Genomic DNA, 25623 nt, shown 5'->3' with positions numbered 1-25623 from the left:
ACAGGCCTCAGCGGGATTCGCGGGAACGCGCTACCTTCATCACTCAGGGTATGGACACAGCGAGTGAGTGGGGGATGACCGCATGCGAGAGCGTGTCACGATGCGTACCGCGGCGAGGGAACTGGGCCTGCGCCGCAGGGAATTGGATGTGGCCGTGCAGCTGGGCCGGGTGCCCACGGTGCGCGGCCCGGAGGGGGAGGGGCGGCTGGTGCCGCGCCCCGAGCTGGAGCGGCTCAGGGAGCAGGAAGGAGCCGTGCGACGGCTCCGGGAGGACGTACGGGTGGTGAACGCGGGGCAAGCGTCCGAACTGCTCGGCATCGGCACCGCCCGGTTCACCCGCCTCGCCCGCGCCGGCTGTGTCCGCCCGGTCACGTTCTTCGTGAACCAGTACCGGACGGTCGTCTGGCTCTATCTCCCCGCCGACCTGCGGGCGTTGGCGGAGGAACGCCCGGAGCTGCTCACCGGCACGGCACCCGCGGCGCTGCGCGCGCGGATCGCGGGAGGCGCTGACCGGCGCCCGCTCGCCTGGCGCTGCCGGCGGATCGACGAACTGCTGGAGCAGGCGGACGGACCGTGGGAGCGGGCCGCCGCGCTGGCCGCCGTCGTCGGCCCGGCCGAGGACGAGGGCGGGCGAGTCCTCGACCGGCTCGTGCCCGACCCCGTCGAGCGGGTGCGGCTCACGGCGCTGCGGCCCGAGTTGAGTCCCGTCCGCGTGGCGTCCCCGGTGACCCGGGAGCTCGTGGAAGAGCTCGGCGTGTGCACGGACCCGGACGAAGTCCTGTGGTTCCGCTCGATGCTGGAGGCCGAACTGTCCGTCGCACGCGCCGCCGGCTCCGGCCCGGACACCGGCGCGGAACCCGGAGCCGGGACGCTCACCGGCCCCGGCGCGGCATCCCGGCCGGGTGCGCCGTCGGATCCCGGCGTGCCGTCGGGCTCCGGTGAGGAAGCCGGCCACGGCGTGGCGTCCGGTCCGGCGGGCGCGCCGCCCTCCCGTACGGTCCGGGACGCGGCGCCGGAGGCGGCCGGAGGATGGCGCCGCCGGCTCAAGTGGCCCCGGAGGCGCACCAGGACGGCGGGCAAGGGCGGGACGCCCGTCACTCACCCAGCTTCCTGAACAGCCCTTCCTGCATCACGGACACCAGCAGCCGGCCCTGCCTGTCGAAGATCTGGCCGCGCGCCAGACCCCGCGCCCCCGTGGCGATGGGAGACTCCTGCTGGTAGAGGAACCACTCGTCGGCGCGGAACGGACGGTGGAACCACATCGCGTGGTCCAGGGAGGCCATGTCGAATCCCCGCTCTCCCCACAGGGGCTCCACGGGGATGCGCACGGCGTCGAGCAGCGTCATGTCGCTGGCGTAGGTGAGCGCGCAGGTGTGCACGAGCGGATCGTCACCGAGCGATCCGATCGCGCGCATCCACACCCCGCTCCGGGGTTCCGCGTCCTGCAGCTCGTCCTCGCTCCAGCGCAGCCGCTCCACGTAGCGGATGTCGAACGCCATGCGGCGCTCCATCCGCTCCAGCGACTCGGGGAACTCGCCCAGGTGGGACCGGAGTTCGTCCGGCAGCCGCGGCAGGTCCTCGGGGCCCGGCACGTCGGGCATCGACAGCTGGTGCTCGAAACCGGGCTCCGGCTGATGGAAGGAGGCAGTGAGATTGAAGATGGTCCGGCCCTGCTGCACCGCGACCACGCGGCGGGTGCTGAACGACCGGCCGTCCCTGACCCGTTCGACCTGATACACGATCGGCACGCCGGGGCGCCCCGGCCGCAGGAAGTACGAATGCAGGGAGTGCACCGGCCGGTCGCCCTCGATGGTGCGTCCCGCGGCGACCAGCGCCTGCCCGGCGACCTGGCCGCCGAAGACCCGCTGCAGGGACTCCTGTGGGCTGCGGCCGCGGTAGATGTTCAGGTCGATCTGCTCCAGGTCGAGCAGATCGACCAGCCGCTCCGCGGGACTGGGGCTCGGCCCGGGGGTGGATTCCGTCAACTCGGCTGCTCCTTCGTCACGTCCGGACACGCTCACAGGGTGCCGACGCCGATGACCTTGATCACCGCGCGGCCCTCCTCGTCGGAGGCGGTGAGGTCGACCTCGGCGGAGATGCCCCAGTCGTGATCACCGTTCGGGTCGGCGAAGGTCTGCCGGACACGCCACAGCCTGTCGTCCGGCACCTCCTCGATCTGCAGCAGCTTGGGGCCCCGCGCGTCCGGCCCGGTCCCCAGCTCGTCGTACTCCGCCCAGTAGCCGTCCATGGCCTCGGCCCAGGCGTCCGCGTCCCAGCCGTCGTCGCCGTCCAGCTCTCCCAGCTCGCCGACCTTGTCGAGTGCGGCCAGCTCCACCCGGCGGAACAGCGCGTTGCGCACCAGGACCCGGAAGGCGCGGCCGTTCGCGGTGACCGGCTTGACCTGGTCGGCCCGCTCCTGCGCCTCCTCGGCGCTCTCGTCCTCCGGGTTGGCCAGCTGCTCCCACTCGTCCAGCAGGCTGGAGTCGACCTGGCGGACCATCTCGCCGAGCCATTCGATGATGTCCTGGAAGTCGTCGGACTTCCGCTCGTCGGGCACGGTGTGCTCCAGCGCCTTGTAGGCACTGGCGAGGTAGCGCAGCACGATGCCCTCGGTGCGGGCCAGCTCGTAGAACGACACGAACTCGCTGAACGTCATCGCCCGTTCGTACATGTCGCGGATGACGGACTTCGGGGAGAGCGGGTGGTCGCCGACCCACGGGTGGGACTTGCGGTAGAGGCCGTACGCGTGGAAGAGCAGCTCCTCCAGCGGCTGCGGATAGGTGATGTCCATCAGCCGCTCCATGCGGTCCTCGTACTCCACCCCCTCGGCCTTCATCTCGGCGACGGCCTCGCCCTTGGCCTTGTTCGTCTGCGCCGCGAGGATCTGCCGCGGGTCGTCCAGCGTGGACTCGACGACGGAGACCATGTCCAGCGCGTACGACGGCGATTCGGGGTCGAGCAGGTCGAAGGCGGCGAGCGCGAAGGTGGACAGCGGCTGGTTCAGCGCGAAGTCCTGCTGCAGGTCGACCGTCAGCCTGATGGTGCGGCCCTGGTCGTCCGGTTCGTCGAGCTGCTCGACGACCCCGCCGTCCAGCAGCGAACGGTAGATCGCGATCGCGCGGCGGATGTGCCGCAGCTGCGACCGCCGGTCCTCGTGGTTGTCCTCCAGCAGCCTGCGCATCTGCGCGAAGGCGTCACCGGGCCGCGCGATGACGGACAGCAGCATGGCGTGGGTGACGCGGAAGCGGGAGCCGAGCGGCTCCGGCTCGGACGCGATCAGCTTCTCGAAGGTCTGCTGCGACCAGTTGACGAAGCCCTCGGGTGCCTTCTTGCGCACCACCTTGCGGCGCTTCTTCGGGTCGTCGCCCGCCTTGGCGAGTGCCTTCTCGTTCTCGACGACGTGCTCGGGGGCCTGCGCGACCACATAGCCGTGGGTGTCGAAGCCGGCCCGTCCGGCACGCCCCGCGATCTGGTGGAACTCGCGCGCCCGCAGGGTGCGCACCCGGGTGCCGTCGTACTTGCTGAGCGCGGTGAACAGCACTGTGCGGATGGGCACGTTGACGCCGACGCCCAGGGTGTCCGTTCCGCAGATGACCTTCAGCAGGCCCGCCTGCGCCAGCCGTTCCACCAGTCGCCGGTACTTGGGCAGCATGCCGGCGTGGTGCACACCGATGCCGTGCCGTACGTAGCGGGAGAGGTTGCGGCCGAACTTCGTGGTGAACCGGAAGTTGCCGATGATGCGCGCGATTTCGTCCTTCTCGGCGCGGGTGCACATGTTGATGCTCGTGAGCGCCTGCGCGCGCTCCACGGCCTGCGCCTGGGTGAAGTGGACGATGTAGACCGGCGCCTGACGGGTCTCCAGCAGTTCGGTCAGCGTCTCCGTCATCGGCGTGGTGCGGTACTCGTAGGACAGCGGCACCGGCCGGGTGGCCGACCGTACGACCGTGGTCTCGCGTCCTGTACGGCGCTTCAGGTCCTCCTCGAAGCGGGAGACGTCGCCGAGGGTCGCGGACATCAGGACGAACTGTGCCTGCGGCAGTTCCAGCAGCGGGATCTGCCACGCCCAGCCCCGCTCCGGCTCGGCATAGAAATGGAACTCGTCCATCACGACCTGGCCGACGTCCGCGTTCCTGCCGTCCCGCAGCGCGATGGACGCCAGCACCTCGGCCGTACAGCAGATGATGGGCGCGTCGGCGTTGACGGAGGCGTCGCCGGTGAGCATGCCGACGTTCTCCGTGCCGAACATCTTGCACAGGTCGAAGAACTTCTCCGACACCAGCGCCTTGATCGGCGCCGTGTAGAAGGTGACCTCGTCCCGGGCGAGAGCGGCGAAGTGCGCGCCCGCGGCGACCAGGCTCTTGCCCGACCCGGTGGGCGTCGACAAGATGACGTTCGCCCCCGAGACCACCTCGATCAGTGCCTCTTCCTGGGCCGGGTAGAGAGAGATGCCCCGTTCTTCCGCCCAATGGGAAAAGGACTCGAAGAGGGCATCCGGGTCGGCGTCGCTCGGCATCTGATCGATAAGGGTGGCTGTCACGCCCCCCATACTGCCTTCCCCGGTACCCGAGGGGAGAACCGGTGCGGTTGAGGTGATCATCAGACGCTACGCTGTGTCGCCGACAGAGCGTCAGCCGAGAACAACTGGGGTGGGTAACGAGCATGATGGGACCGGCGCACTCGCTGTCGGGGGCAGCGGCATGGCTGGGAGCGGGTGCCGCGGCCGCGGCGCTGGACCACCCCATGCCCTGGCCGGTGCTCGTCGCCGGCGCCCTCATCTGTTCCGGGGCCGCGCTCGCCCCGGATCTCGACCAGAAGTCCGCGACCATCTCGCGCGCCTTCGGGCCACTGTCCCGCGGACTGTGCGGAGTGATCGACAAACTGTCCGAGGGGGTCTACAACGCGACCCGCGGGCAGGGGGAGCGGCGCCGCTCGGGTGGCCACCGCACGCTCACCCACACCTGGGTGTGGGCCCTGCTGGTCGGCGCCGGGTTCTCCGCCGCCGCCGTGTACGGCGGGCGCTGGTCGGTGCTCGTGATCCTCTTCATCCACATGGTGCTTGCCGTCGAGGGCCTGCTGTGGCGGGCCGCGCGGGTCTCCAGCGACGTGCTGGTCTGGCTGCTCGGCGCGGCCGGCGCCTGGATCCTGGCGGGGCTGCTCGACCAGCCGGGCAACGGTTCCGACTGGCTGTTCGCCGGGACGGACCTGGACCTGGACTATCTGTGGCTCGGCCTGCCGATCATGCTGGGCGCGCTGGTGCACAGCATCGGTGACTCGCTGACCGTTTCGGGGTGCCCGATCCTGTGGCCGCTGCCGATAGCGGGCAAGCGCTGGTACCCGCTCGGCACGCCGCGCTTCATGCGCTTCCGGGCCGGCGCGTGGGTGGAGAACAAGGTGCTGATGCCGCTGTTCATGGTGCTCGGCGGAGCGGGCGGACTGGTGGCGCTCGGCTTCCTGTGAGCCGGTGAGCAAGCGAGCCGGGACGGGCCGGGCTGACCGGCCCGCGGACCGACCGGCCCGGCGCGTGTGCGTTTCGGTCAGCCGTGCCAGGAGCGCCACAGCGCGGAGTACGCCCCGCCGGCGGCCACCAGTGTGTCGTGGCTGCCCAGTTCGGTGATCCGGCCGTCCTCGACGACGGCGATCACGTCCGCGTCGTGCGCCGTGTGCAGCCTGTGCGCGATGGCCACCACTGTGCGTCCCTCCAGTACGCGCCCCAGTGAGCGCTCCAAGTGCCGGGCTGCGCGCGGGTCCAGGAGAGAGGTCGCCTCGTCGAGCACCAGCGTGTGCGGGTCGGCCAGGACGAGCCGGGCCAGCGCGATCTGCTGTGCCTGCGCCGGGGTGACCGCCAGACCGCCGGAGCCGACCTCGCTGTCCAGCCCTGCCGGCAGCGCACCGGTCCAGTCGTCCGCGCCGACAGCGCCGAGGGCCTCCCACAGTTGTGCGTCGTCCGCGTCCGTACGGGCGAGCCGCAGGTTGTCGCGCAGCGAGCCGACGAACACGTGGTGCTCCTGGTTGACCAGTGCGACATGCCGGCGCACCCGTTCGGCCGGCATGCGTGCCAGTTCCGCGCCGCCCAGGGTGAGTTCGCCCGTGCGCGGCCCGTAGATGCCGGCGAGGAGCCTGCCGAGCGTGGACTTGCCGGCGCCCGACGGGCCGACCAGTGCCACGCGTGTACCGGGTGGCACGCGCAGGGTCACGCCGTGCAGCACGTCGGCGTCCTCGTGATAGGCGAACCGCACGTGGTCCACGTGCACTTCGCGGCCGTCCGGGGTAACGGAGCCGTCGCCGGAGTCCGGCGCGATCTCGTGCACGCCGACCAGGCGCGCCAACGAGACCTCGGCGACCTGCAGTTCGTCGTACCAGCGCAGGATGATGCCCACGGGTTCGCTGAGCATCTGCGCGAGCAGCGCACCGGTCGTCAGCTGTCCGACGCCGATCCAGCCCTGCAGGACGAAGACACCGCCGAGCATCAGCACACCGCTGAGGATCAGCACGTTGGTCAGATTGACGACCGGGAAGAGGACTGTGCGCAGCCAGAGTGTGTAGCGCTCCCACGCGGTCCACTCGCGGATGCGCTGCTCGGAGAGTCCGACCCGCCGGCCGCCGAGCCGGTGGGCCTCCACGGTGCGGCCCGCGTCGATGGTCTCGGCGAGCGCCGCGGCGACCCCCGCGTACCCGGCGGCCTCCGAACGGTACGCGGAGGGCGCCCTGCGGTAGTACCAGCGGCAGCCGGGGATCAGCACCGGCAGCGCGAGCAGCATGGCGAGCGCGAGGGGCGGCGCGAGCGCGGTGAGCGCGCCCAGCAGCAGTCCGGCCCACACCACACCGACGGCGAGCTGCGGCACGGCCTCGCGCATGGCGTTGGCCAGCCTGTCGACGTCCGTGGTGATGCGCGACAGCAGGTCGCCGGTGCCCGCGCGTTCCAGTACGCCGGGCGGCAGGCCGACCGACCGTACGAGGAAGTCCTCGCGCAGATCCGCCAGCATCCGCTCGCCCAGCACCGCACCGCGCAGCCGCACCTGCCGTACGAAGAACGTCTGCACGGCCAGCGCGAGGCCGAACAGGGCGAGGGTGCGGCCCAGTTGGAGGTCTTCCGCCGAGGTGCCGCGGGAGAGGTCCTCGACGAGCCCGCCCAGCAGGTACGGGCCGACCATCGAGGCGGTAACGGCCAGCGCGTTGACCGTCACGAGCGTCAGGAAGGGGCGCCGGTGCCGGCGCAGCAGCCTCCGTGTGTACGTGCGTACGGAGCGCGGTCCCGCGACAGGCAGGATGGTGGCGGACTCCGACGCCGCGGGGTCGTAGGCGGGAGGGGCGACTCCGAACCGGCGGGTCATGCGCTCTCAGCTCCTCCGGCGAACCGGCCGCCGTCCGTACGGCTGTCGGTGAGCTCTTCCGCGAGATGGCCGTCGGTGAGCCCTTCGGCGCGGCCTGTTCTTCGGCGCCGGTCCGTGCTGTCCGCGGCCGGTGTGCGCGTTTCGGGTTCGCGGGTGACGACGGCGCGGTACTCGGTGTGGTTGTGCAGCAGTCCGCGGTGCACGCCGGCGGCCCGCACCCGTCCGTCCCGTACGAGCAGCACCCGGTCGGCGCGGTCCAGCAGCAGCGGGCTGGAGGTCAGCACCACCGTCGTGCGGTGCTCGCGGAGGGCGCGCAGGGCCTGGGCGATACGGGCCTCGGTGTGCGTGTCGACGGCGGCCGTCGGCTCGTCGAGCACCAGCACCTCCGGGTCGGCGACCAGGGAGCGGGCCAGTGCGAGGCGTTGCCGCTGGCCGCCGGAGAGTGAGCGCCCGCGCTCGGTGATCCGTGCGTCCATCGGATCGTGTTCCGGACCGCCGCGTGTCAGTGCGTCCAGTACATCGGCGCACTGTGCGGCGTCGAGCGCCCGCGCTGCCGTGACGGCGCCGCCGGACGAGGGGACGTCCAGCAGTTCGCGCAGTGTGCCGGACAGCAGCACCGGGTCCTTGTCGTGCACCAGCACCGCGGTGCGGGCCGTGTCCAGGGGCACGTCGTCGAGCGGTACGCCGCCCAGCCGTACGGACACCGAGTCCTGTCCGGCCGACGGGTGCCCGCCCAGCCGGTCGGCCAGCAGGCCCGCCGCGTCCGGGTCGCCGCACACGACGGCCGTCAGCTGTCCGGTGCGCGCGTAGAGGCCGCTGGCCGGGTCGTACAGGTCGCCGCCCGGGCGGTGCGCTCCGTCCGCGGGGGCGGGGGAGTGCTCCATGGCGGGGCGGCACAGCGACAGGACGCGTGCCGCCCGTTTCGCCGACGGCCGGGAGAAGGAGTAGGCCATGGCGAACTCCTGGAACAGCTTCAGCGGGAAGAGCAGGAAGGTGACCGCTCCGTAGACCGTGACGAGCTCGCCGACACCGATCTGTCCGGCCACCGCGAGACCCGTGCCGCGCCACACCACGGCGACCAGCAGCAGCCCGGGGAGGGCGACTTGGAGGGCTTCGATGAGTGCCCACATGCGCGCGGTGCGCACTGCCGCGTGCCGCACTTCCTGCGAGGCCCGGCGGTACCGGGAGAGGAACAGTTCCTCGCCGCCGATGCCCCGCAGGACGCGCAGTCCGGCGACCGTGTCGGCGGCCAGTTCGGTGGCCCGTCCGGCCTTCTCCCGCTGCAGGTCGGCACGGCGTGTGGCGTGCGGCAGCAACGGCAGGACGGTCGCCGCCAGCAGCAGTACGCCCAGGGCGACGAGCAGTCCCAACTGCGGCTCGTACAGCACCAGTCCGGTGCACACGCCGAGCACCGTCAGCAGGGCGGCGCTGAACCGGGACGCCGATTCGACGCACCAGCCGATCTTCTCGATGTCCCCCGTGGAGACCGCCACCACTTCACCGGCCGCCACCTGACGGGTCAGCGTCGAGCCGAGTGCGGTGGTCCTGCGGGCGAGCAGCTGCTGTACCCGTGCCGCCGTGGTGATCCAGTTGGTCACGGCGGTGCGGTGCAGCATGGTGTCGCCCAGGCTCACGGTCACCGCCAGCACGGCGAGCAACGCGCCCGTCACGGCGAGCCGTTCGCCGGAGCGTGCCACGACCGCCTGTACGGCCAGGCCGGTGAGGACGGGAACGGCGGCGACGGAGACGAGGTGCAGCAGTCCCCAGCCGAGCGCCTTGGCCTGTCCGCCCAGTTGGGTACGGCCCAGCCACAGCAGGAAGTGCCGGCCGGAGCGCACGTCCGGAACTCCGGGGTCGGTCAAGGGAAGATCGCGAATCTGCATGACAACCCGGGTCGGTCGCAGTGGGAAGAGGCCGTGCCAGGCTTGCCCGGGCCGGGCGGGAAAGCAAAGGGTTTTCCACAGACGGCACACAACGCGGCAAGTGCGACGATGGGAAGCATGCGCATATCCGGGACACGGTGGGCACGGCAGACGACGACGGCAGGGGCGGGCGCGGCAGCGCTCGTACTGGCACTCACCCTCGCGGGCTGCGGGGACGGCGGCAGCGGGGGCAAGCGCTCCGAACCGGCGGGCAAGGCCACGGCGCAGCAGGCCGACCCCACCCGCATCCCGGACGTGGGCGACCGGCTCCAGTCGAGGATCCCGGAGAAGTCGCGGCAGGTCGTCGCGGTGTACGGCGAGGGCAAGAACTCCGCCGACTCGAAGGTCGCGCTGTACACCAAGCACGGGGACAAGTGGTCGCGGGACAGCTCCTGGGCGGCGCACAACGGCAGGAAGGGCTGGACGGAGGACCACCGCGAGGGCGACAAGCGCAGCCCCGTCGGCCTGTTCACCCTCACCGACGCGGGCGGCGTCCGCGCGGCGCCGGACGGCACGAAGCTGCCGTACGCGCACAGTTCGGGTTTCACGCCGTCGCCGAGCTGGCCGAAGGCGACCCGGCACGACTTCGACCACGTCGTCGCGGTCGACTACAACCGCGTCAAGGGGACCTCACCGCTCGACATGACCCGTCCGCAGGGGGAGTCGAAGGGCGGCAGCATCTGGCTGCACAGGGACCACGGAAGCGGTACGTCGGGCTGCGTCAGCATCTCCCGGTCCGGCATGGAGCATCTGCTGCGCACGCTCGACCCTGACCGGCATCCGGTGGTCGTGATGGGCGACAAGGCCGCATTGGCCCGATAAGCGGCCGGAGGTTTTTCGCGGATGTAACGCACGGGTCTTTCCTCGTGGGTGGATCTTCCCTCAGGGTGATGCCGCGGAAGTTGACGGAATTCAACTTCCGCATCCCAGAATCCTGAGAGCGAAGGAAATCCTGTGCCGACGGCCGCACCACCCTCCCTCGCGCGGCGCGCAGTCAGACTGTTGCGCACCTCGCTGTTCGTCCAAGTCCTCCTGGCCCTGCTGCTCGGCCTCGCCGCCGGCGCCCTGTGGCCGGACTTCGGAAGTGCCGTACAGATACTCGGCGACGGGTTCATCCGCCTGATCAAGACACTGATCGCGCCCATCGTGTTCTGTGTGGTGGTCACCGGCATCACCAAGGCCGGTGACCTCAAGTCCTTCGGGCGCATCGGGCTGAAGGCGCTGATCTGGTTCGAAGCGGCCACCACGGTCGCCCTGTTGCTCGGTCTGCTCGCCGCGAATCTCGCCGCGCCCGGACACGGCATGCACGTCGACCCGTCCAAACTCGACTCCGCAGCCGTCGACGCGGAGACCGGCGGCGGGAAACTGCCGTCGACCTCCGAGTTCCTGCTCCACTCCCTGCCGGAGAGTGCCGTCGGCGCGTTCGCCGAGAACGAGCTCCTCCAAGTCCTCGTCCTTGCCTGCCTCGTGGGTGCCGCGCTGCTGCACCTGGGGCACACCAAGGTGCCGGCCGTCCTTCCGGCGATCCGTCAGGTCCAGGACGTCGTGTTCACCATCGTCGGCTACATCATGAAGCTCGCCCCGCTCGCGGTCTTCGGTGCGACAGCCCACCTCGTCGGTGAATACGGCCTCGGCGTGATGGCCACGTACGGCAAGCTCATCGCGCTCTGCTACGGCGTGGCCGCGCTGTTCCTGGTGCTGCTCGCGCTGGCCCTCAAGGCGCTCACCGGCATCAACCTGTGGCAGTTCGTGCGCTATTGCCGTGAGGAACTGCTGCTCGCCCTGGGCACGGCCTCCAGTGAGGCGGTCATGCCGCGGATGATGGAGAAGCTGCGCAAGTCCGGCTGCCGCGAGGACTCGGTGGGCCTCGTGCTGCCCACCGGCTACTCGTTCAATCTGGACGGCGCCTCGATCTATCTGTCCATCGGGACGCTCTTCATCGCGCAGGCAGTGGGTGTCGATCTGACGCTCAGCCAGCAGATCACCGTCGTCCTCGTACTGATGCTGACGAGCAAGGGCATGGCAGGCGTGCCCGGTTCGGCGTTCCTCGCGCTGTCCGCGACGGCCTCCGCGGTCGGAGTGATCCCGGCCGGGGCCGTCGCCCTGCTGCTCGGCGTGGACCGGATCATGGACTCCATGCGGGTCGTGACCAACCTGCTGGGCAACTGTGTGGCCGTGTTCGCGGTGTCCCGCTGGGAGGGCGCGCTCGACTCGGCACAGGCGAAACGGACGCTGGCCGGCCCGCCGGACGGCGAGACCTCCGTACCCCGGCAGCGGCCCGGGAGCCCGGCTGGGCAGACGGACGAATCAGCGGACCAGGACGGACCGGAGGACCAGGACGCACCGGCGGAGGAGAGCCGGACGGAGGCTCGGGAGGCACCCGAGAGCGCTTCTCCCGCCGCCGACCGCTGAGCGGACGCGGGGGCCGGGCGGCGCTCCACCTCACGCCCGGCCCCCGCAGCTTTCCCTCTCGCCGGCAGTCCGCCGACGGTCCGTCAACTGTCCGCGGGCTTCTCGGAGTCGATGCCGGGGCGCTCCTTCTCCCACAGTCCGCGGGTGAAGTCCGGTATCTCCTGCGGCATGCCCTTGGCCTTGATGGAGGCGTGGCTGAGCGGCACGGGCGAGGTCCAGGTGGCCGCGTCGTACACGTCGAAGTCCGGGACGAGGCCGAGCCGCATGCACTGCACCAGCCGGAACAGCATGATGTAGTCCATTCCGCCGTGTCCGCCGGGCGGGTTGGCGTGCTCCTTCCAGAGCCAGTGGTCCCACTTCTTGTAGTCGTCGAAGCTGCCCCACTTGTCGCCGCTCATGTCCGGTTCGAGGTAGATGCGGGGCGGATAGTCCTCGAAGACGCCCTTCGTGCCGCCGAGGATGTTGAGCCGGCTGTACGGGTGCGGGTTGGACACGTCGTGCTCCAGCCGGATCACCCGTCCCTTCTCGGTCTGTACGAGGCTGATCGCCATGTCACTGGCGACGTAGCTCTCCTTCCAGCTCTCGTGCCCCTTGGGCATGTGCTCCTCGCGGTAGGCGGCGAGTCCGAGTGCGGGGGAGCCGACGGTTGTGATGCGCACGGCGCGGTCGCCGCGGTTGACGTCCATGTAGTTGGCGGCGGGTCCGAAGCCGTGGTTGGGATAGAGGTCGCCGCGCAGCCGGGTGTGCCAGAGCCTGCGCCAGGGACCCTCGTAGTAGTCGGGATCGAACATCAGCTTGCGCAGATCGTGCAGATACGCGCCCGCGGCGTGCAGCGGTTCGCCGAAGAGCCCTTCGTGGGCCATGCGCAGGACGCGCATCTCGTTCTGTCCGTACGCGCAGTTCTCCAGCTGCATGCAGTGCTTGCGGGTGCGTTCGGACAGGTCGACCAGTTCCCACAGCTGTCCGAGCTCCATGGCGATCGGGCACTCGACGCCGACATGCTTGCCGCCGCGCAGTGCCGCCTTCGCCATGCGGAAGTGCCAGTCCCACGGCGTGGCCACGTAGACGAAGTCGAGGTCGCCGCGGTCGCAGAGTTTCTCGAAGTCGCGCTCGTTCTTCGTGTAGAGGGTGGGTGCCGGCTGCCCGGCGTCCGTGACCTTCTTGGCGGCCTTCTCGGCCTTCTCTCTGACGGTGTCGCAGAGCGCCGTGACCCGTACGCCCTCGAGAGCGAGGAACAGGTCGATCATGCTGCCGCCCCGCTGACCCAGCCCGATGATGCCGATCCGGACGGTCTGCCGGCGCTCGAAGGGCACGCCGATCATGGTTTCGCCCTGGCGGGGCGGCGCGGCGGCCTCTCCGGCCGGGGTGCCGGGCGCGGCCGCGGCCTGCGTGGCGCCGAATGTGCCGAGGCCCAGTCCTGCTCCCGCGACACCGGCCGCCCGCAGTGCGGAACGGCGGCTGAATCCTTGGTCGTTCATCGAACCTCCAGCAGGGATGCCGCTCGTCGGATGCGCGAACTCCGGTCAGGACACTGGTCGTTGTGACGCATGATGGGCAAGAGGCGCTGCTTGGACTCTTCGTGCGGGTTCATGGACTTCCGTTCCACCGTGCCGAACGGAACTGTCGCGCAAGGAGTTTCTGCAAGAAGCGGAAAGAATTGCGGAATTGCTTGACGTGTTCACGGCTTCGCGGCAGTCTCGCCGGACGACATCCCCCACGGCGGCCCAGGCGCGTGGCTGCCTTCGGGGCACACCCCCAAGTGCCCGTGCGACGAAGGAGCCGCAATGCGCAGAACTGTGAGACGAAGCGGGAAGAGCCGGCTGACCGTAGGAGCGCTGGCAGGAGTGCTGGCCGCGGGCGGCCTGTACGCCGTCGCCCCCTGGCAGTCGCAGGCGAGCCCGCCCGGAGAGAAGACCGTCACCGCCACGCTCTTCGAGCGCCCGTACGCGTCCGTCGGCGAGGCCTGCAAGTCGACGCTCGGCCCGGCCGGTTACGGCTATGTCGAGGTGTCACCCGCCACCGAGCACATAGCGGGCGACCAGTGGTGGACCTCCTACCAGCCTGTCAGCTACAAGATTGCCGGACGGCTCGGTGACGCCGACGCGTTCAAGAGCATGGTGAGCTCCTGCCACGAGGCCGGTGTGAAGGTGATCGCGGACGCGGTGGTCAACCACATGGCCGCCGGGTCGGGCACCGGCACGGGCGGCACGCAGTACAGCAAGTACAACTACCCGGGCACCTATCAGGACGGCGACTTCCACTCCTGCCGCAAGCCCATCTCCAACTACGGGGACCGGCAGGACGTGCAGAACTGTGAACTGGTGGGCCTGTCCGACCTGGACACCGGCAGCGACGCGGTGCAGTCGAAGGTCGCCGCCTATCTGGACAGCCTGCGCAAGATGGGCGTCGACGGCTTCCGTGTCGACGCCGCCAAGCACATGGCGGCGGACGACATGAAGGGCATCCAGAGCAAGATGGCGGACCCCGGCTACTGGGTCTCGGAGGTCATCCACGGCGGGGGAGAGGTGGTGCAGCCCGAGGAGTACACCGGGCTCGGGGACGTCGACGAGTTCCGCTACGGCACGCACCTGAAGAGCGCCTTCCAGGGGAAGGACCTCGCCCAGCTGAAGGGCGTCGCGGACGGCAAGCTGGAGAGCGCCAAGGCCCGTTCGTTCGTGGACAACTGGGACACCGAGCGCAACGGTTCCACCCTGACGTACAAGGACGGCGCGGCGTACAAGCTGGCCAACGCGTTCATGCTCGCGCACCCCTACGGTTCGCCCAACGTGTACTCCGGATACGAGTGGTCCGACAAGGACGCCGGTCCGCCGAGCGGTGACAGCGGCTGGACGGACCTGCACGCCCAGCAGGAGATCACCGGCATGGTCGGCTTCCGCAACGCGGTCGGCGACGCCGAACTGACCGACTGGTGGGCCGAGGGCGGCGCTGTCGCGTTCGGCCGCGGCACCAAGGGCTTCGTCGCCCTGAACGCCGGTGACGGCGCGCTGCAGAAGACCTTCGCCACGTCGCTGCCGGGCGGCACGTACTGCAATGTCGCCAAGGCGGCGCCCGGCAAGTGCGAGGGCAACACCGTGACCGTCGGGGACGACGGCAAGGTGGAGGCGAAGGTGCCGGCGGGCGGCGCGCTCGCGCTGCACGCGGGAGCGAAGGAGTAGCCGGACCCGTAGCCCCTCGGAAGTCCCGTACTGGCACCGGCCGTTCGGGTTCGGCGCCGGTACGGCGTGTCACGCGCCCCGTTCAGGCGGGGCGCGTCGCCCGTTCCAGGTCCAGCAGCACCGAGCGGTAGCCGGGGCCGCCCGTCGCGTGGTCCATGCCGACCTCGCACATGCGGTTCGCCGACAGATAGGCGTCGAAGTGCCGGCCGGTCACCTCCGCCGCCTCCCGCGCTGTCGCCGCGGCGGTGAGCTCCTCGTGCAGCATGCCCCGGTCGCCCGCGAATCCGCAGCACCCGGCGTCCAGCGGCACCACGACCTCGTCCGCGCACGCCTCCGCGACCCTCCGGAGGTGCTCGGTGTCGTCCAAGTGCCGCATGGAGCACGTCGGATGGAGCACCGCGGAGCCCGTGCGCCGTACGACCCGCAGGTGCGGCAGCAGTTCGTCGGCCGCCCACACGAGGGAGTCGACGACGGTCAGCTGGTCGTGCAGTTTCCGGTTGGCGGGTGACAGATAGGGCACGACCTCGTGGGCGATGCCGAGAGTGCAGGACGAGGCGTCGACGACCAGCGGGAGCTTCCCGCCGTCCGTCCAGCGCCATGCGGCCTCCACGATCCGGTTGGCCATCAGCGTGTTGCCCGCCTCGTACCCCTTCGAGTGCCAGATGGTGGCGCAGCACGTACCGGTCACCGTGTCGGGGATCCACACCGGGCGGCCGGCCCGCGCGGAGACGACGACCACGGCCTCCGGGAGGGACAGCCCCTCGTAGCCGTCCGGTTCGCCGAAGATGCGGTTGACGCACGCCGGGTAGTACACGGCCGCCGCCGACGAACGGTCCGTCGTGGGCAGCGGTTTGGCGGCCGCTCCGGGGATCTCGGGCAGCCACTCGGGTACGAGGTCGGGGCGCACGGCCTTGCGGGCGGCGCCGGTCACCGACCCCAGCAGCCGGTCGCCGATCCGGGACGCCGCGGAGACGGCCAGCCGAGTCGACCGTTCCACCGTCGCGAAGTGCCGTGCGGCGCGTTCGGCGTTGCGCTCCTCGCGCTCCGAGTGCCGCCGGTTCCGGAAGTTCTTCATCATCATGCCGGTGTCGATGCCGACGGGGCAGTCCAGACTGCACGTCGAGTCGCCCGCGCAGGTGTCGACCGCGTCGTAACCGTACGAGCGGAGCAGGCTGTCGTTGACGGCTGAGGCGGGGTCCTGGCGCATCATCTCGCGGCGCAGCACGATGCGCTGGCGCGGAGTGGTCGTCAGATCGCCGCTGGGGCACGTCGGTTCGCAGAAGCCGCACTCGATGCACGGGTCGGCGACGGCCTCCACCGCGGGGATGGACTTCAGACCGCGCAGATGCGCTTGCGGGTCGCGGTCCAGGATGATGCGCGGCGCGAGCACGCCGGCCGGGTCGACGGTCTGCTTGATGCGCCACATCAGTTCGGTGACGCGTTCACCCCACTCCAGCTGGAGGAAGGGTGCGATGTTGCGGCCTGTCGCGTGCTCCGCCTTCAGAGACCCGTCGAAGTGCTCGACGGTCATCCGGCAGAAGTCGTCCATGAACGCCGCGTACCGGTCCACGTCGTCCTGCTTGCCGGCGTCGAAGGCCAGCAGGAAGTGCAGATTGCCGTGCGCGGCGTGCCCGGCAACCGCCGCGTTGAAGCCGTGCCGCTCCTGCAGCCGCAGCAGTTCCCGGCAGGCCTCCGCCAGCCGGGACGGCGGTACGGCGAAGTCCTCAGTGATCAGCGTGGTGCCGGAAGGACGGGAGCCGCCGACCGCCGTGACGAACGCCTTGCGTGCCTTCCAGTAGCCGGCGATGGTCCGCGCGTCCCTGGTGAAGGAGTTGGTGACGGAGGGGACGGGCGCGACGAGGCTGATGCCCTCCAGGCCGATTCTCTCCAGCGCCTGCCGCGCGGCCTCCTCGTACGCGAGTTGTTCCGTCTCGTCGGCGGCGCGGAACTCCACGAGCAGCGCGGTGGTGTCCTTCGGCAGGTCCGCCCAGTCGGCCGGTACGCCCTTCACGCTGACCGAGGCGCGCAGAGTGTTGCCGTCCATCAGCTCGACGGCCAGCGCGCCGGCCTGGTTGAAGTGCGGAACGGCCGCGGCGGCGTCGGACAGCGACGGGAAGAACAGCAGGGCGGTGGAGGTGCGGCGCTGCAGCGGCAGCGTGTCGAAGACGACCTCGGACAGAAAGGCCAGCGTCCCCTCGGAACCGACCATCAGTCCGCGCAGGATCCGCACCGGTGTGGCGCCGTCCAGGAAGGCGTCGAGACGGTAGCCGTTGGTGTTCTTGATCTCGTATTTGGCGCGGATGCGCGCCGTCAGCTCCGGGTCGGCCTCGATCTCCCGCTTGAGGGCCATCAGGCCGTCGCACAGGGCCGGTTCGGCGTGCGCGAGCAGGTCGTCGGCGTCCGGGTCCGCGGTGTCCACGACCGTGCCCGTCGGCAGGACGAAGGTCAGCGAGGCGACCGTACGGTACGAATTGCGGGTGGTGCCCGCCGTCATCCCGGAGGCGTTGTTGGCCACCACACCGCCGACCGTGCAGGCGATGGCGCTGGCCGGATCGGGGCCGAGCAGCCGGCCGTACGGTGCGAGGGCGGCGTTCGTCCGGACGACGGTCGTACCGGGCAGGACGCGCGCCTGCGCGCCGTCGTCGAGCACTTCGACACCCGCCCAGTGGCGGCGCACGTCGACCAGGATGTCCTCGCCCTGTGCCTGCCCGTTCAGCGAGGTGCCGGCCGCGCGGAAGACGACCTGCCGCCCTTTGCCCCGCGCGTACGACAGAACGGTCGACACGTCGTCGATGTCCTCGGCCAGTACGACGACTTGGGGCAGGAAGCGGTACGGGCTGGCGTCCGAGGCGTAGCGCACCAGATCGGAGACCTTCGACAGCACCTTCTCCGTGCCCAGCAGCCGTTCCAGGTCGCCGCGCAGCGGCTGCGGTGTGCCGTCCGCCATGTCGTCGCCGACCCGGTCGGCGGAGGGGGCGGCTCCGGGGGTGCGGTGCGGGCGCAGCGCGCCGGGAGGAGGGTCGAGCAGCGGCATGGGGTGCCTCCGGTGGGAGCGCGCGGGCCGGCGAGTGCGCCGACCATGCTAATTCGCCGTCAGAAACCCTGCTCGTACCCGTTTGTCGCTTCTTGCGCCGGGCTCCCGTGCGCCCGGGCGCGGGGCGGCCGTGCGTCCTGTACGCCCGGTCAGCCGTGCGTCCTGTACGCCGGCCAGCCGTGCGTCCCGCGCGCGGGTCAGCCGTGCGGATGCCCGTCGTTCAGCTGGGCGAGCAGTTCGGCGAGCTCCTTGCGCTGTGTCCGCGACAGCGGGTCGAGGATCTCCTCCGCCGCCGAACGGCGCGCCTGCCGCAGCTCCTTGAGCGCGGCGCTGCCGCCGTCGGTCAGCTCGATCCGCGTCACCCTGCGGTTCGCCGTGTCGGGCACGCGCCGCACCAGCTGCCGCTCCTCCAGCGCGTCGACGAGGCTCGTCACCTGCCGCGGCACGACGCCGAGCCGCTCCGCGAGATCCGCCATCCGGAGCGGCTCAGGACTGTGCGACACGGTGCGCAGCAGCCTGCTCTGGGCAGGTGTGACGCCGAGCGGGGCGAAGTTCTGCCGGTGCGCGCGGCCGAGCCGCCGGGTCAGCCGGAGCAGCTGGTCCGCGAGGTCGGAGTTGCTCTCGTCCTGGGGGTGCGCGTGCATGGCCGCAGGCTATCAGGACCTTATTCATTGTGAGTATAGGTAACAATGAATTATGCTCCGTCGAGTCGTCCGCCGAAACCGTCAGAGGAGCCCATTGCATCGCGACAGTCCCGACTGGACCCCGCCTCCCACCGCGCAGGGCGCCCCGAAGGAGCCCGCGCAAGTACGCCGCATCCTGCGGCTCTTCCGCCCCTACCGCGGCCGGCTCGCCCTCGTGGGCCTGCTCGTCGGCGCCTCGTCGCTGGTCTCGGTCGCCTCCCCGTTCCTGCTCCGCGAAGTCCTCGACGTGGCCATCCCGCAGCAGCGCACCGGGCTGCTCGGGCTGCTCGCCCTCGGGATGATCGCCACCGCCGTGATGACGAGCGTGTTCGGCGTGCTGCAGACCCTCATCAGCACCACGGTCGGCCAGCGGGTCATGCACGACCTGCGCACCGCGGTCTACAGCCGGCTCCAGAGCATGCCGCTCGCCTTCTTCACGCGGACCCGGACCGGCGAGGTCCAGTCGCGGATCGCCAATGACATCGGCGGCATGCAGGCCACCGTCACCTCGACCGCGACCTCGCTGGTCTCCAACCTCACCGGAGTGCTCGCGACCATCGTCGCCATGCTGGCGCTCGACTGGCGGCTGACCGTCGCCTCCCTGCTGCTCCTTCCCTTCTTCGTGTGGGTGAGCCGCCGTGTGGGCCGTGAGCGCAAGAAGATAGCCACCCAGCGGCAGAAGCAGATGGCCGCCATGTCCGCCATCGTGACCGAGTCCCTGTCGGTCAGCGGCATCCTGCTGGGCCGCACCATGGGCCGCTCCGCCTCGCTCACACGGGACTTCGCCGGCGAGTCGGAACAGCTCGTCGGACTGGAGATCCGCTCCAGCATGGCGGGCCGCTGGCGCCTGGCGACCATCGGCATCGTCATGGGCGCCATTCCCGCACTGCTCTACTGGACCGCCGGCATGCTCGTGCACTTCGGCGGCCCCGGCTTCTCCATCGGCACGCTCGTCGCGTTCGTCAGCCTCCAGCAGGGGCTGCTCCGGCCGACCGTCTCGCTGCTGACCACGGGCGTGGAGATGCAGACCTCCCTCGCCCTCTTCCAGCGCATCTTCGAATACCTCGACCTGCGCCCCGGCATCACCGAGCCTGCGAAGCCGGTGCGGCTGCCGCGCGTACGGGGCGAAATACGCTTCGAGAACGCCGACTTCAGCTACGGCGGTACGAACGCCGCAGCGGACGGCGGACCCGCGGACGGCACCGCCCCGGACGCCGCTGACGGGAACGGCGGCAGCGGCACACTGCACGGCATCGACCTCACGGTGCCGGCCGGCAGCAGTCTCGCCGTCGTCGGCGCGACCGGGTCCGGCAAGACGACGCTGAGCTATCTGGTGCCCCGCCTGTACGACGTGACCGGCGGCCGCGTCACCCTCGACGGCACCGACGTACGGTCGCTCGACTTCGACACGCTCGCCCGCGCCGTCGGCGTCGTCTCGCAGGAGACCTACCTCTTCCACGCCTCCGTCGCCGACAACCTGCGCTTCGCCAAGCCTGAGGCCACCGACGAGGAGATCCACGCCGCGGCCCGGGCCGCCCAGATCCACGAGCACATCGCCGCACTGCCCGACGGCTACGACACACTGGTCGGCGAGCGCGGCTACCGGTTCTCCGGAGGCGAGAAGCAGCGTCTCGCGCTGGCCAGAACCATCCTGCGCGACCCGCCGGTGCTCATCCTGGACGAGGCCACCAGCGCACTCGACACCCGTACGGAACTCGCCGTGCAGGAAGCCATCGACGCACTGTCCGCCGGACGCACCACCCTCACCATCGCGCACAGACTGTCCACCGTCAGGGACGCCGACCAGATCGTCGTGCTGGACGGCGGCCGGGTCGCCGAACGCGGCACACACGACCAACTCCTCGCCGCCGACGGCCGGTACGCCTCCCTCGTGCGCCGCGACGCGCGCACCGCGGAAGCCGGCGCGGAGGTCGTCTAGCGGGCAGCGGAAACCCGCGGAGGCGGCCGGCTAGTCGTCGTCCGAAGCGCGAGTCGGCTCGCGGTCGGAGCGCTCGTCCTCCGCGTCCCGGCGGGCCTGGCGCTCCCGTTCGCGCGCGCTGTACGCGGCGCGGCGCACCGCGCCCTCGCCCGCGAGTCCGGAACCGAGGGCGCCGGCCAGGGTGCCCATGGAGGCCGAGAGCCACGCGATGGTCGCGAAGTCGGAGAGACCGGAGGGGTGTTTGAGCGTCGTGGTGAGATAGCCGCCCGGGATGGCGACGAACGACGCCACCGTCGTGACGGCGAACAGCAGCACGTACATGCACGCGACGCCGAACGACACCGTCAGCACGGTCACCGCGTTGTAGAGCACGGCCTCCTCGCGCAGCCGCCGGTTCCTCGGCCGCTCCCACAGATGATTGTCGAAGATCAGCCACGTGATCATGGCCAGCACCGCGAGCGCGTTGACCAGTACGAGCCGGGCGATGCTGAAAGCGTCGGCCAGCATCCAGATGTTGGAGTAGAAGACGCCGAACGCCGCGCCCGCCGCCGCACCGGCCAGCGCGGGGGACAGGCTCGGGACCAGCCGCCACGGCCGGTTGCCCCGCACCATCCCGGTGAGCAGCCGCAGCCGTCCGCGCACCCCGGTGAGCACGAGATGCCTGCCGACCCCGCTGCCGCCCCGCTCCGCGTCCCCCTCGCCGCGGGCCTCGGCGCTCTCCTCCTCGCCGGCGCCGTCCCGGCGCTCCTCCGCCTCCGCCTCGTCCGCCTCGGCCCCCGTCAACAGCTCGTACGGGAAGCCGAGTCCGGGTGTGCGCCGTACGCCGGGCAGCTGCCGCCCCGACGTGACCGACTCGTGGTCGCCCGTGAGATGACCGGTCACCAGATGGACGATCGTGTCCCTGACGCGGCTGCTCAGCCGGAAGGCGCCCAGCGCCGGCAGCGACACGAGAGCCACTCCGGAGTCCGGCTCGTAGTCGGCGAGGATCGGCTGCTTGCCCGCACGCCGGGGCAGTTCCGTCACCACGACGGTCATGTCCCAGCCGTTCTCCTTCCGCTGCTCCCGGCCGATGCGCTCCAGCGGCAGTGAGCCCTCGTCGTCGAGCGGCAGCAGCTGCGACGAGGTCTCCACCCGCCAGCGTTCGGAGTGCCCCTCCCCGCTGCCGTCGTCCGTGATGCGACCGGCCAGCTCGTCCGCGATCTCCCGCACCAGATCGGTGGCCGGACCGGGGTCGGTGATGATCCCCAGTACGGCGGTCGCCCCGTCGTCCTGGCGCTGTTCGTCCTGCCGGTCCTGCTCCTGTGCACTCACCGTGTCCCGCATCTCCTGCCGCCGCGTTCCGTCCGGAGCCGTCCGCAGAGCCCTGGGCACTCCGGACTCATCCAGTGTCCCCGTCGTGCAGGTGACCGCATGTTCACCGGCTGACACAGCGCGAGGGCGGGTGTGCGAGAGTTCATGATCTCGTAGCACTCGGACACGTGTCCGCGGCGCCGCCGGCGGACAGGGGAGCAAGCATGACTCAGCCTTCCGGAACCCGGCCGCCGGGAGACCCGTCCGTGCAGGACGGCACCACCGGGACCGCCCCGCCCGGCGGCGGCGTCCGCCAGTTGCTCGCCGCCTCGGTCGGCAACGCGGTCGAATGGTTCGACTGGTACACGTACACCTTCCTCGCCACGTACATCGCCGCGCAGATCTTCCCCAAGAGCGCGGGGAGTTCGCTGGTGCCGCTGCTCTCGACATTCGCGGTCTTCGCGGTGGGGTTCTTCATGCGGCCCGTCGGCGGGCTGCTGATGGGCGCGGTCGCCGACCGGCGCGGGCGGCGTACCGCGCTGACGGTGACCATCCTGCTGATGGGCGGCAGCAGTCTGCTGGTGGGGCTGACGCCGACGTACGCCGCCGCCGGGATCCTCGCGCCGGTCGTCCTCGTCCTGGCCCGTCTGCTGCAAGGACTGTCGGTGGGCGGGGAGTTCGCCGCGTCGACCACGTTCCTCGTGGAGTCGGCCGGGCCCGGACGGCGGGGGCTCTTCTCCAGCTTCCAGTACGTGTCGACGACCATCGGACAGCTCGTCGCCTCCGGCGTCGCGGCCCTGCTCGTCGCGAACCTCGCGCCCGCCACCATGGACAGCTGGGGCTGGAGGGTCCCGTTCGTGCTGGGCGCGCTCCTGAGCCTCGTGGGCTTCTGGGTCCGGCGCGGCGCGCACGAGACCCGCAGTGAGGAGCAGGCGAAGGCGCCCCGCCCGGGTCTGTTCGAGGCGCTGCGCCGGCATCCGCGCGAGTCGCTGCTGATCTGCGGGATCACAGCGGGCGGCACGCTCGCGTACTACACGTGGACGTCGTACCTGCCGACGTACGCCGAGCTCAACGCCGGGGTGGCGAAGGCGGATGCGCTGTTGGCGGGCACCGTCTCGCTGGCGTTCTTCGCCGTACTGCAGCCGGTCGCGGGCATCGCGTCCGACCGCTTCGGCCGCAAGCCGCTGCTGCTGATGTTCGGCATCGGCTTCGCCCTGCTGAGCGTGCCGCTGCTCCGCACGCTCGACGACTCGTTCCTCACGCTGCTGCTCGTGCAGTGCGCGGGCATGATCCTGCTGACCGGCTTCACGGCCATCTCGGCGGCCGTGAACGCGGAGACGTTCCCGGCCCGGGTGCGCGCCGCGGGAATCGGTTTCCCCTACTCGCTCACCGTCGCCCTCTTCGGCGGCACTGCGCCCTATATCGGCACGCTGTTCAAGGACTTGGGGCACGCCGGCCTGTTCCCCGTCTACGTGGCCGTCCTCTGCCTGGTCTCCTCCGCCGTCTACATCCGCCTCCCCGAGACCGCCCACCGCCCGCTGGAGCGGTGAGGACGCGGGGCATCATCACCAGGCCGGCGAGCGAGCAGTTGGACGTGCCGGACGCGTGCCCCCGGTACGTCGCCGTGCTGTCCCTGCTGTCGGGGATCGTCTTCCCGCGGCTGCCCGAAGGAGCGCACAAGCCGCTGGGGCGGTGACCGCGAGCCCTGGGGCGGTGACTGCGGATCCGTTGTCCCGCGCTCGGCCGAATCCCTCCTGTCGGCACCGCACTTGATGGTGTGATGGGCCGGAAGGGGGTGGCGAAGTGGACATGTACGACGATGCGCGCGGCCGGTGCGGGGAGAGCGGTCCGCTCTTCCTGCACCCCGACGACGACCTCGCCCCCAACAGGCCCGGCGAGAACCTGCACGCCCGGCTGTCCGCGCTCGCCCCGCAGGGGCGTGCGGCGCGTGCGGCACACGCGATGGGGCGGCTGGCAGGACGTCCCGACCCGGCGGCGGACTGCCGCAGACAGCTCGACGGGCAGCAACTGGTGGGCGCGGAACTGGAGATGCTGACCGCCGGCGGGTGGATGGTGCTGCACTCCCTGCCGTTGCCCTCCGTCGGCGCCCTGTCGCACCTGCTGATCGGACCCGGCGGCGTCTTCGCCCTGCACACTGCGCAGCACCGGGGCGCACGGCTGTACGTCGGGCTGCCGGAGAAGGAGGGCGGCGCCGCGGACAGCGTGCGCGTCGGACGCGCCCGTACCGAGCCGTACGTCCGGCTGGCCCGCCGAGCCGCACGCACCGCCGAGCTGGCACTCGCCCGCGCGTGCGGCTTCCCCGTCGACGTGTGCCCCGTGGTGGCGCTCGTCGGCGCACACCGCGTCACTGTCGCACCCGGACTGGACGATGTGCGGGTGGTGACCGAGCGGACCGCCGGCACTCTCGGACAGCGACTGGCCGTCCTCAAGCCCGACGGCATCGCCCACGTGTACGCGGCCGCACGCGACCGCCGCACCTGGCTCGGCCTGTGACACGCAGACCGCGGACGGCTCAGCGGTAGAGCAGGTACTGGCGGCGGGTGCGGACGAAGGTGCGGACCTCGTCGCGCCAGGCGGCAGTCACCGACCGTACGTCGCCGCCCGCGTCGAGCATCTCGCGGAGCCGCGACGAGCCGGACAGCTTGTCGATCCAGTACGGCACCGGCGTGTTGGCGTCCTTGCGCCAGGCGAACCCCTCGTACTTGCGCGCGGCCCACAGCATGGCGACGGCCGTCGTGACGGGCTCGTAGCGGGACGGGTCGGTGACGTGGATCTGCACGCCGGCACAGGTCTTGCCGGTGTGCTTGCTGAAAGTCGGTACGAAGTAGCCCTCGCGGAACCGCACTCCGGGCAGACCGAGACCGTTCAGCGCGTCGCTGTAGCGGTAGTCCAGGTAGGGCGCGCCGACCAGTTCGAAGGGACGGGTGGTGCCGCGGCCCTCCGACAGGTTGGTGCCCTCGAAGTAGCCCGTACCGGCGTACACGAGCGCCGAGTCGGCGGTGGGCATGTTGGGCGAGGGCGGCACCCACGGCAGCCCGTCCGGGTGCCCCACGCTGTTCGGGTCCCAGCCGCTGACGGGCACCACGTCCAGCTCCACGGCGCCGCCGTCCCCGGGCAGCAGTTCGCCGTTGAAGTAGCGGGCCATCTCCCCGACGGTCATGCCGTGCTGCTGGATTATCGGCTTCAGGCCGACGCCGGAGGCGAACCCGTCGCGCAGCAGCGGCCCGTCGGCCCGTCGGCCCAGCGGGTTCGGCCTGTCGAGCACCAGGAACGACGCACCGACGGACCGGGCCGCGGCCATCGCGTGATACATGGTCCAGATGTACGTGTAGTAGCGGACGCCGACGTCCTGGATGTCGAAGACGATGGTGTCCGCGCCCGCCTTGCGGAACAGCCCGGCCATCTTCTGCGCGTCGGCGTTGTAGGCGTCGTACACCGTCAGACCTGTGCGCGGGTCCTGGAACTCCGGCTCCGACTCGCCGGCCTGCGCACTGCCGCGGAAGCCGTGTTCGGGGCCGAACACGCCGACGATGCGCAGTTCGTCGTGTGCGGCCAGGTCGTCGACGATGTGCCGGGCGTCGCGCAGCACTCCGGTCGGATTGCTGACGACGCCGACCTTCCGGCCGCGCAGCAGCCGCCAGCCGGCGGCAGCCGAGGCCTCGGCGCCGGTCGTGACACCGGGGCCGGGGCGGGCGGCGGGCCGGGCTGTCCCGGCCGCCGACGCCGGAGTGCTTCCGGCGAACGGCGGAAGGGTGAGGGCGGCGGCCGCGCCGCCGCCCGCGAGGAGCGAACGGCGGGAGGGGGTACGGGACATG

General features: G+C 71.0%; 18 protein-coding genes. 9 read left to right on the top strand and 9 right to left on the bottom strand.

The annotated features are described in order from the left end of the window. Window positions 1-82 precede the first annotated feature (82 nt). A complete protein-coding gene (locus AC3AGO_RS06060) occupies window positions 83-1114 on the top strand; it encodes a DUF6397 family protein (protein ID WP_487819080.1) in 1032 nt (343 codons plus the stop codon). Here AC3AGO_RS06060 and tesB read toward each other — a convergent pair. Continuing rightward, a complete protein-coding gene (gene tesB / locus AC3AGO_RS06055) occupies window positions 1095-1985 on the bottom strand; it encodes an acyl-CoA thioesterase II (protein ID WP_487819079.1) in 891 nt (296 codons plus the stop codon). The genes AC3AGO_RS06060 and tesB overlap by 20 nt on opposite strands. Before the next feature lie 32 nt (window positions 1986-2017). Next, window positions 2018-4546 (bottom strand): DEAD/DEAH box helicase, encoded by a 2529-nt coding sequence (locus tag AC3AGO_RS06050; RefSeq protein ID WP_487819078.1) that lies wholly within the window; start codon window positions 4544-4546, stop codon window positions 2018-2020. Between the two features lie 113 nt (window positions 4547-4659). Between AC3AGO_RS06050 and AC3AGO_RS06045 the strand changes: the two genes are divergently transcribed. Next, window positions 4660-5457 (top strand): metal-dependent hydrolase, encoded by a 798-nt coding sequence (locus tag AC3AGO_RS06045; RefSeq protein WP_487819077.1) that lies wholly within the window; start codon window positions 4660-4662, stop codon window positions 5455-5457. Window positions 5458-5534: 77 nt separating this feature from the next. Here the strand turns inward: AC3AGO_RS06045 and AC3AGO_RS06040 are convergent, their stop codons facing one another. Next, window positions 5535-7331 carry an ABC transporter ATP-binding protein gene (locus AC3AGO_RS06040; RefSeq protein WP_487819076.1) on the bottom strand — a complete coding sequence of 599 codons (1797 nt, stop codon included), beginning with the start codon at window positions 7329-7331 and terminating at the stop codon, window positions 5535-5537. Beyond that, entirely contained in the window at window positions 7328-9214 is a 1887-nt protein-coding gene (locus AC3AGO_RS06035) for an ABC transporter transmembrane domain-containing protein (protein ID WP_487819075.1), read from the bottom strand. Before AC3AGO_RS06035 ends, AC3AGO_RS06040 begins: the two co-directional genes overlap by 4 nt. A 117-nt stretch (window positions 9215-9331) precedes the next feature. On the opposite strand from AC3AGO_RS06035, the gene AC3AGO_RS06030 reads away from it, so the two are divergent. Together AC3AGO_RS06030 and AC3AGO_RS06025 are read left to right on the top strand one after the other, a co-directional pair. Next, complete coding sequence (locus AC3AGO_RS06030) at window positions 9332-10075, top strand: L,D-transpeptidase family protein (RefSeq protein ID WP_487819074.1); 744 nt, start codon at window positions 9332-9334, stop codon at window positions 10073-10075. Between the two features lie 132 nt (window positions 10076-10207). Then, complete coding sequence (locus tag AC3AGO_RS06025; protein WP_487819073.1) at window positions 10208-11665, top strand: cation:dicarboxylate symporter family transporter; 1458 nt, start codon at window positions 10208-10210, stop codon at window positions 11663-11665. Between the two features lie 83 nt (window positions 11666-11748). On the opposite strand, the gene AC3AGO_RS06020 is transcribed toward AC3AGO_RS06025, so the two are convergent. Then, on the bottom strand, window positions 11749-13143 hold the full coding sequence (locus AC3AGO_RS06020; RefSeq protein WP_487819072.1) for a Gfo/Idh/MocA family protein: 1395 nt from the start codon (window positions 13141-13143) through the stop codon (window positions 11749-11751). A 306-nt stretch (window positions 13144-13449) separates the two neighbouring features. Between AC3AGO_RS06020 and AC3AGO_RS06015 the strand changes: the two genes are divergently transcribed. After that, window positions 13450-14841, top strand: coding sequence for an alpha-amylase (locus AC3AGO_RS06015; RefSeq protein WP_487819071.1), 1392 nt, complete (start codon window positions 13450-13452; stop codon window positions 14839-14841). An 82-nt stretch (window positions 14842-14923) separates the two neighbouring features. Here the strand turns inward: AC3AGO_RS06015 and AC3AGO_RS06010 are convergent, their stop codons facing one another. Beyond that, window positions 14924-17875 carry an FAD-binding and (Fe-S)-binding domain-containing protein gene (locus tag AC3AGO_RS06010; RefSeq protein ID WP_487819070.1) on the bottom strand — a complete coding sequence of 984 codons (2952 nt, stop codon included), beginning with the start codon at window positions 17873-17875 and terminating at the stop codon, window positions 14924-14926. A gap of 197 nt (window positions 17876-18072) precedes the next feature. Continuing rightward, window positions 18073-18519, bottom strand: coding sequence for a MarR family winged helix-turn-helix transcriptional regulator (locus AC3AGO_RS06005; RefSeq protein WP_487819069.1), 447 nt, complete (start codon window positions 18517-18519; stop codon window positions 18073-18075). Window positions 18520-18613: 94 nt separating this feature from the next. On the opposite strand from AC3AGO_RS06005, the gene AC3AGO_RS06000 reads away from it, so the two are divergent. Continuing rightward, window positions 18614-20497, top strand: a complete 1884-nt coding sequence (locus AC3AGO_RS06000) for an ABC transporter ATP-binding protein (protein ID WP_487819068.1) — start codon at window positions 18614-18616, stop codon at window positions 20495-20497. 30 nt (window positions 20498-20527) lie between these two features. On the opposite strand, the gene AC3AGO_RS05995 is transcribed toward AC3AGO_RS06000, so the two are convergent. Further along, window positions 20528-21808 carry a hypothetical protein gene (locus AC3AGO_RS05995; RefSeq protein ID WP_487819067.1) on the bottom strand — a complete coding sequence of 427 codons (1281 nt, stop codon included), beginning with the start codon at window positions 21806-21808 and terminating at the stop codon, window positions 20528-20530. Between the two features lie 203 nt (window positions 21809-22011). Here AC3AGO_RS05995 and AC3AGO_RS05990 point away from each other — a divergent pair, with 203 nt between their 5' ends. The 3 genes from AC3AGO_RS05990 to AC3AGO_RS05980 all read left to right on the top strand — a co-directional run bounded on the left by AC3AGO_RS05990 (window position 22012) and on the right by AC3AGO_RS05980 (window position 24301). Next, window positions 22012-23337, top strand: coding sequence for an MFS transporter (locus AC3AGO_RS05990; RefSeq protein ID WP_487819066.1), 1326 nt, complete (start codon window positions 22012-22014; stop codon window positions 23335-23337). Next, window positions 23334-23483, top strand: coding sequence for a hypothetical protein (locus tag AC3AGO_RS05985; protein ID WP_487819065.1), 150 nt, complete (start codon window positions 23334-23336; stop codon window positions 23481-23483). Before AC3AGO_RS05990 ends, AC3AGO_RS05985 begins: the two co-directional genes overlap by 4 nt. 113 nt (window positions 23484-23596) lie before the next feature. Next, complete coding sequence (locus AC3AGO_RS05980) at window positions 23597-24301, top strand: NERD domain-containing protein (RefSeq protein ID WP_487819064.1); 705 nt, start codon at window positions 23597-23599, stop codon at window positions 24299-24301. 19 nt (window positions 24302-24320) lie between these two features. Here the strand turns inward: AC3AGO_RS05980 and AC3AGO_RS05975 are convergent, their stop codons facing one another. After that, the gene (locus AC3AGO_RS05975; protein ID WP_487819063.1) at window positions 24321-25622 is read right to left on the bottom strand and encodes an exo-beta-N-acetylmuramidase NamZ family protein; all 1302 of its coding nucleotides are present in this window, start codon (window positions 25620-25622) and stop codon (window positions 24321-24323) included. Window position 25623 lies beyond the last annotated feature (1 nt).

The sequence above is a fragment of the Streptomyces sp. BL1 genome (genome assembly GCF_057628045.1).
This window is presented reverse-complemented; position numbering and strand designations above follow the sequence as displayed.

Bases quoted from the DNA above. Each gene is read 5' to 3' on its own strand.
- AC3AGO_RS06050 (WP_487819078.1), bottom strand. From the start codon at position 4,546: ATGGGGGGCGTGACAGCCACCCTTATCGATCAGATGCCGAGCGACGCC.
- AC3AGO_RS05980 (WP_487819064.1), top strand. From the start codon at position 23,597: ATGTACGACGATGCGCGCGGCCGGTGCGGGGAGAGCGGTCCGCTCTTC.
- AC3AGO_RS06035 (WP_487819075.1), bottom strand. From the start codon at position 9,214: ATGCAGATTCGCGATCTTCCCTTGACCGACCCCGGAGTTCCGGACGTG.
- AC3AGO_RS06030 (WP_487819074.1), top strand. From the start codon at position 9,332: ATGCGCATATCCGGGACACGGTGGGCACGGCAGACGACGACGGCAGGG.
- AC3AGO_RS06010 (WP_487819070.1), bottom strand. From the start codon at position 17,875: ATGCCGCTGCTCGACCCTCCTCCCGGCGCGCTGCGCCCGCACCGCACC.
- AC3AGO_RS06015 (WP_487819071.1), top strand. From the start codon at position 13,450: ATGCGCAGAACTGTGAGACGAAGCGGGAAGAGCCGGCTGACCGTAGGA.
- AC3AGO_RS06040 (WP_487819076.1), bottom strand. From the start codon at position 7,331: ATGACCCGCCGGTTCGGAGTCGCCCCTCCCGCCTACGACCCCGCGGCG.
- AC3AGO_RS06020 (WP_487819072.1), bottom strand. From the start codon at position 13,143: ATGAACGACCAAGGATTCAGCCGCCGTTCCGCACTGCGGGCGGCCGGT.
- AC3AGO_RS06005 (WP_487819069.1), bottom strand. From the start codon at position 18,519: ATGCACGCGCACCCCCAGGACGAGAGCAACTCCGACCTCGCGGACCAG.
- AC3AGO_RS06060 (WP_487819080.1), top strand. From the start codon at position 83: ATGCGAGAGCGTGTCACGATGCGTACCGCGGCGAGGGAACTGGGCCTG.
- AC3AGO_RS05990 (WP_487819066.1), top strand. From the start codon at position 22,012: ATGACTCAGCCTTCCGGAACCCGGCCGCCGGGAGACCCGTCCGTGCAG.
- AC3AGO_RS06045 (WP_487819077.1), top strand. From the start codon at position 4,660: ATGATGGGACCGGCGCACTCGCTGTCGGGGGCAGCGGCATGGCTGGGA.
- AC3AGO_RS05975 (WP_487819063.1), bottom strand. From the start codon at position 25,622: ATGTCCCGTACCCCCTCCCGCCGTTCGCTCCTCGCGGGCGGCGGCGCG.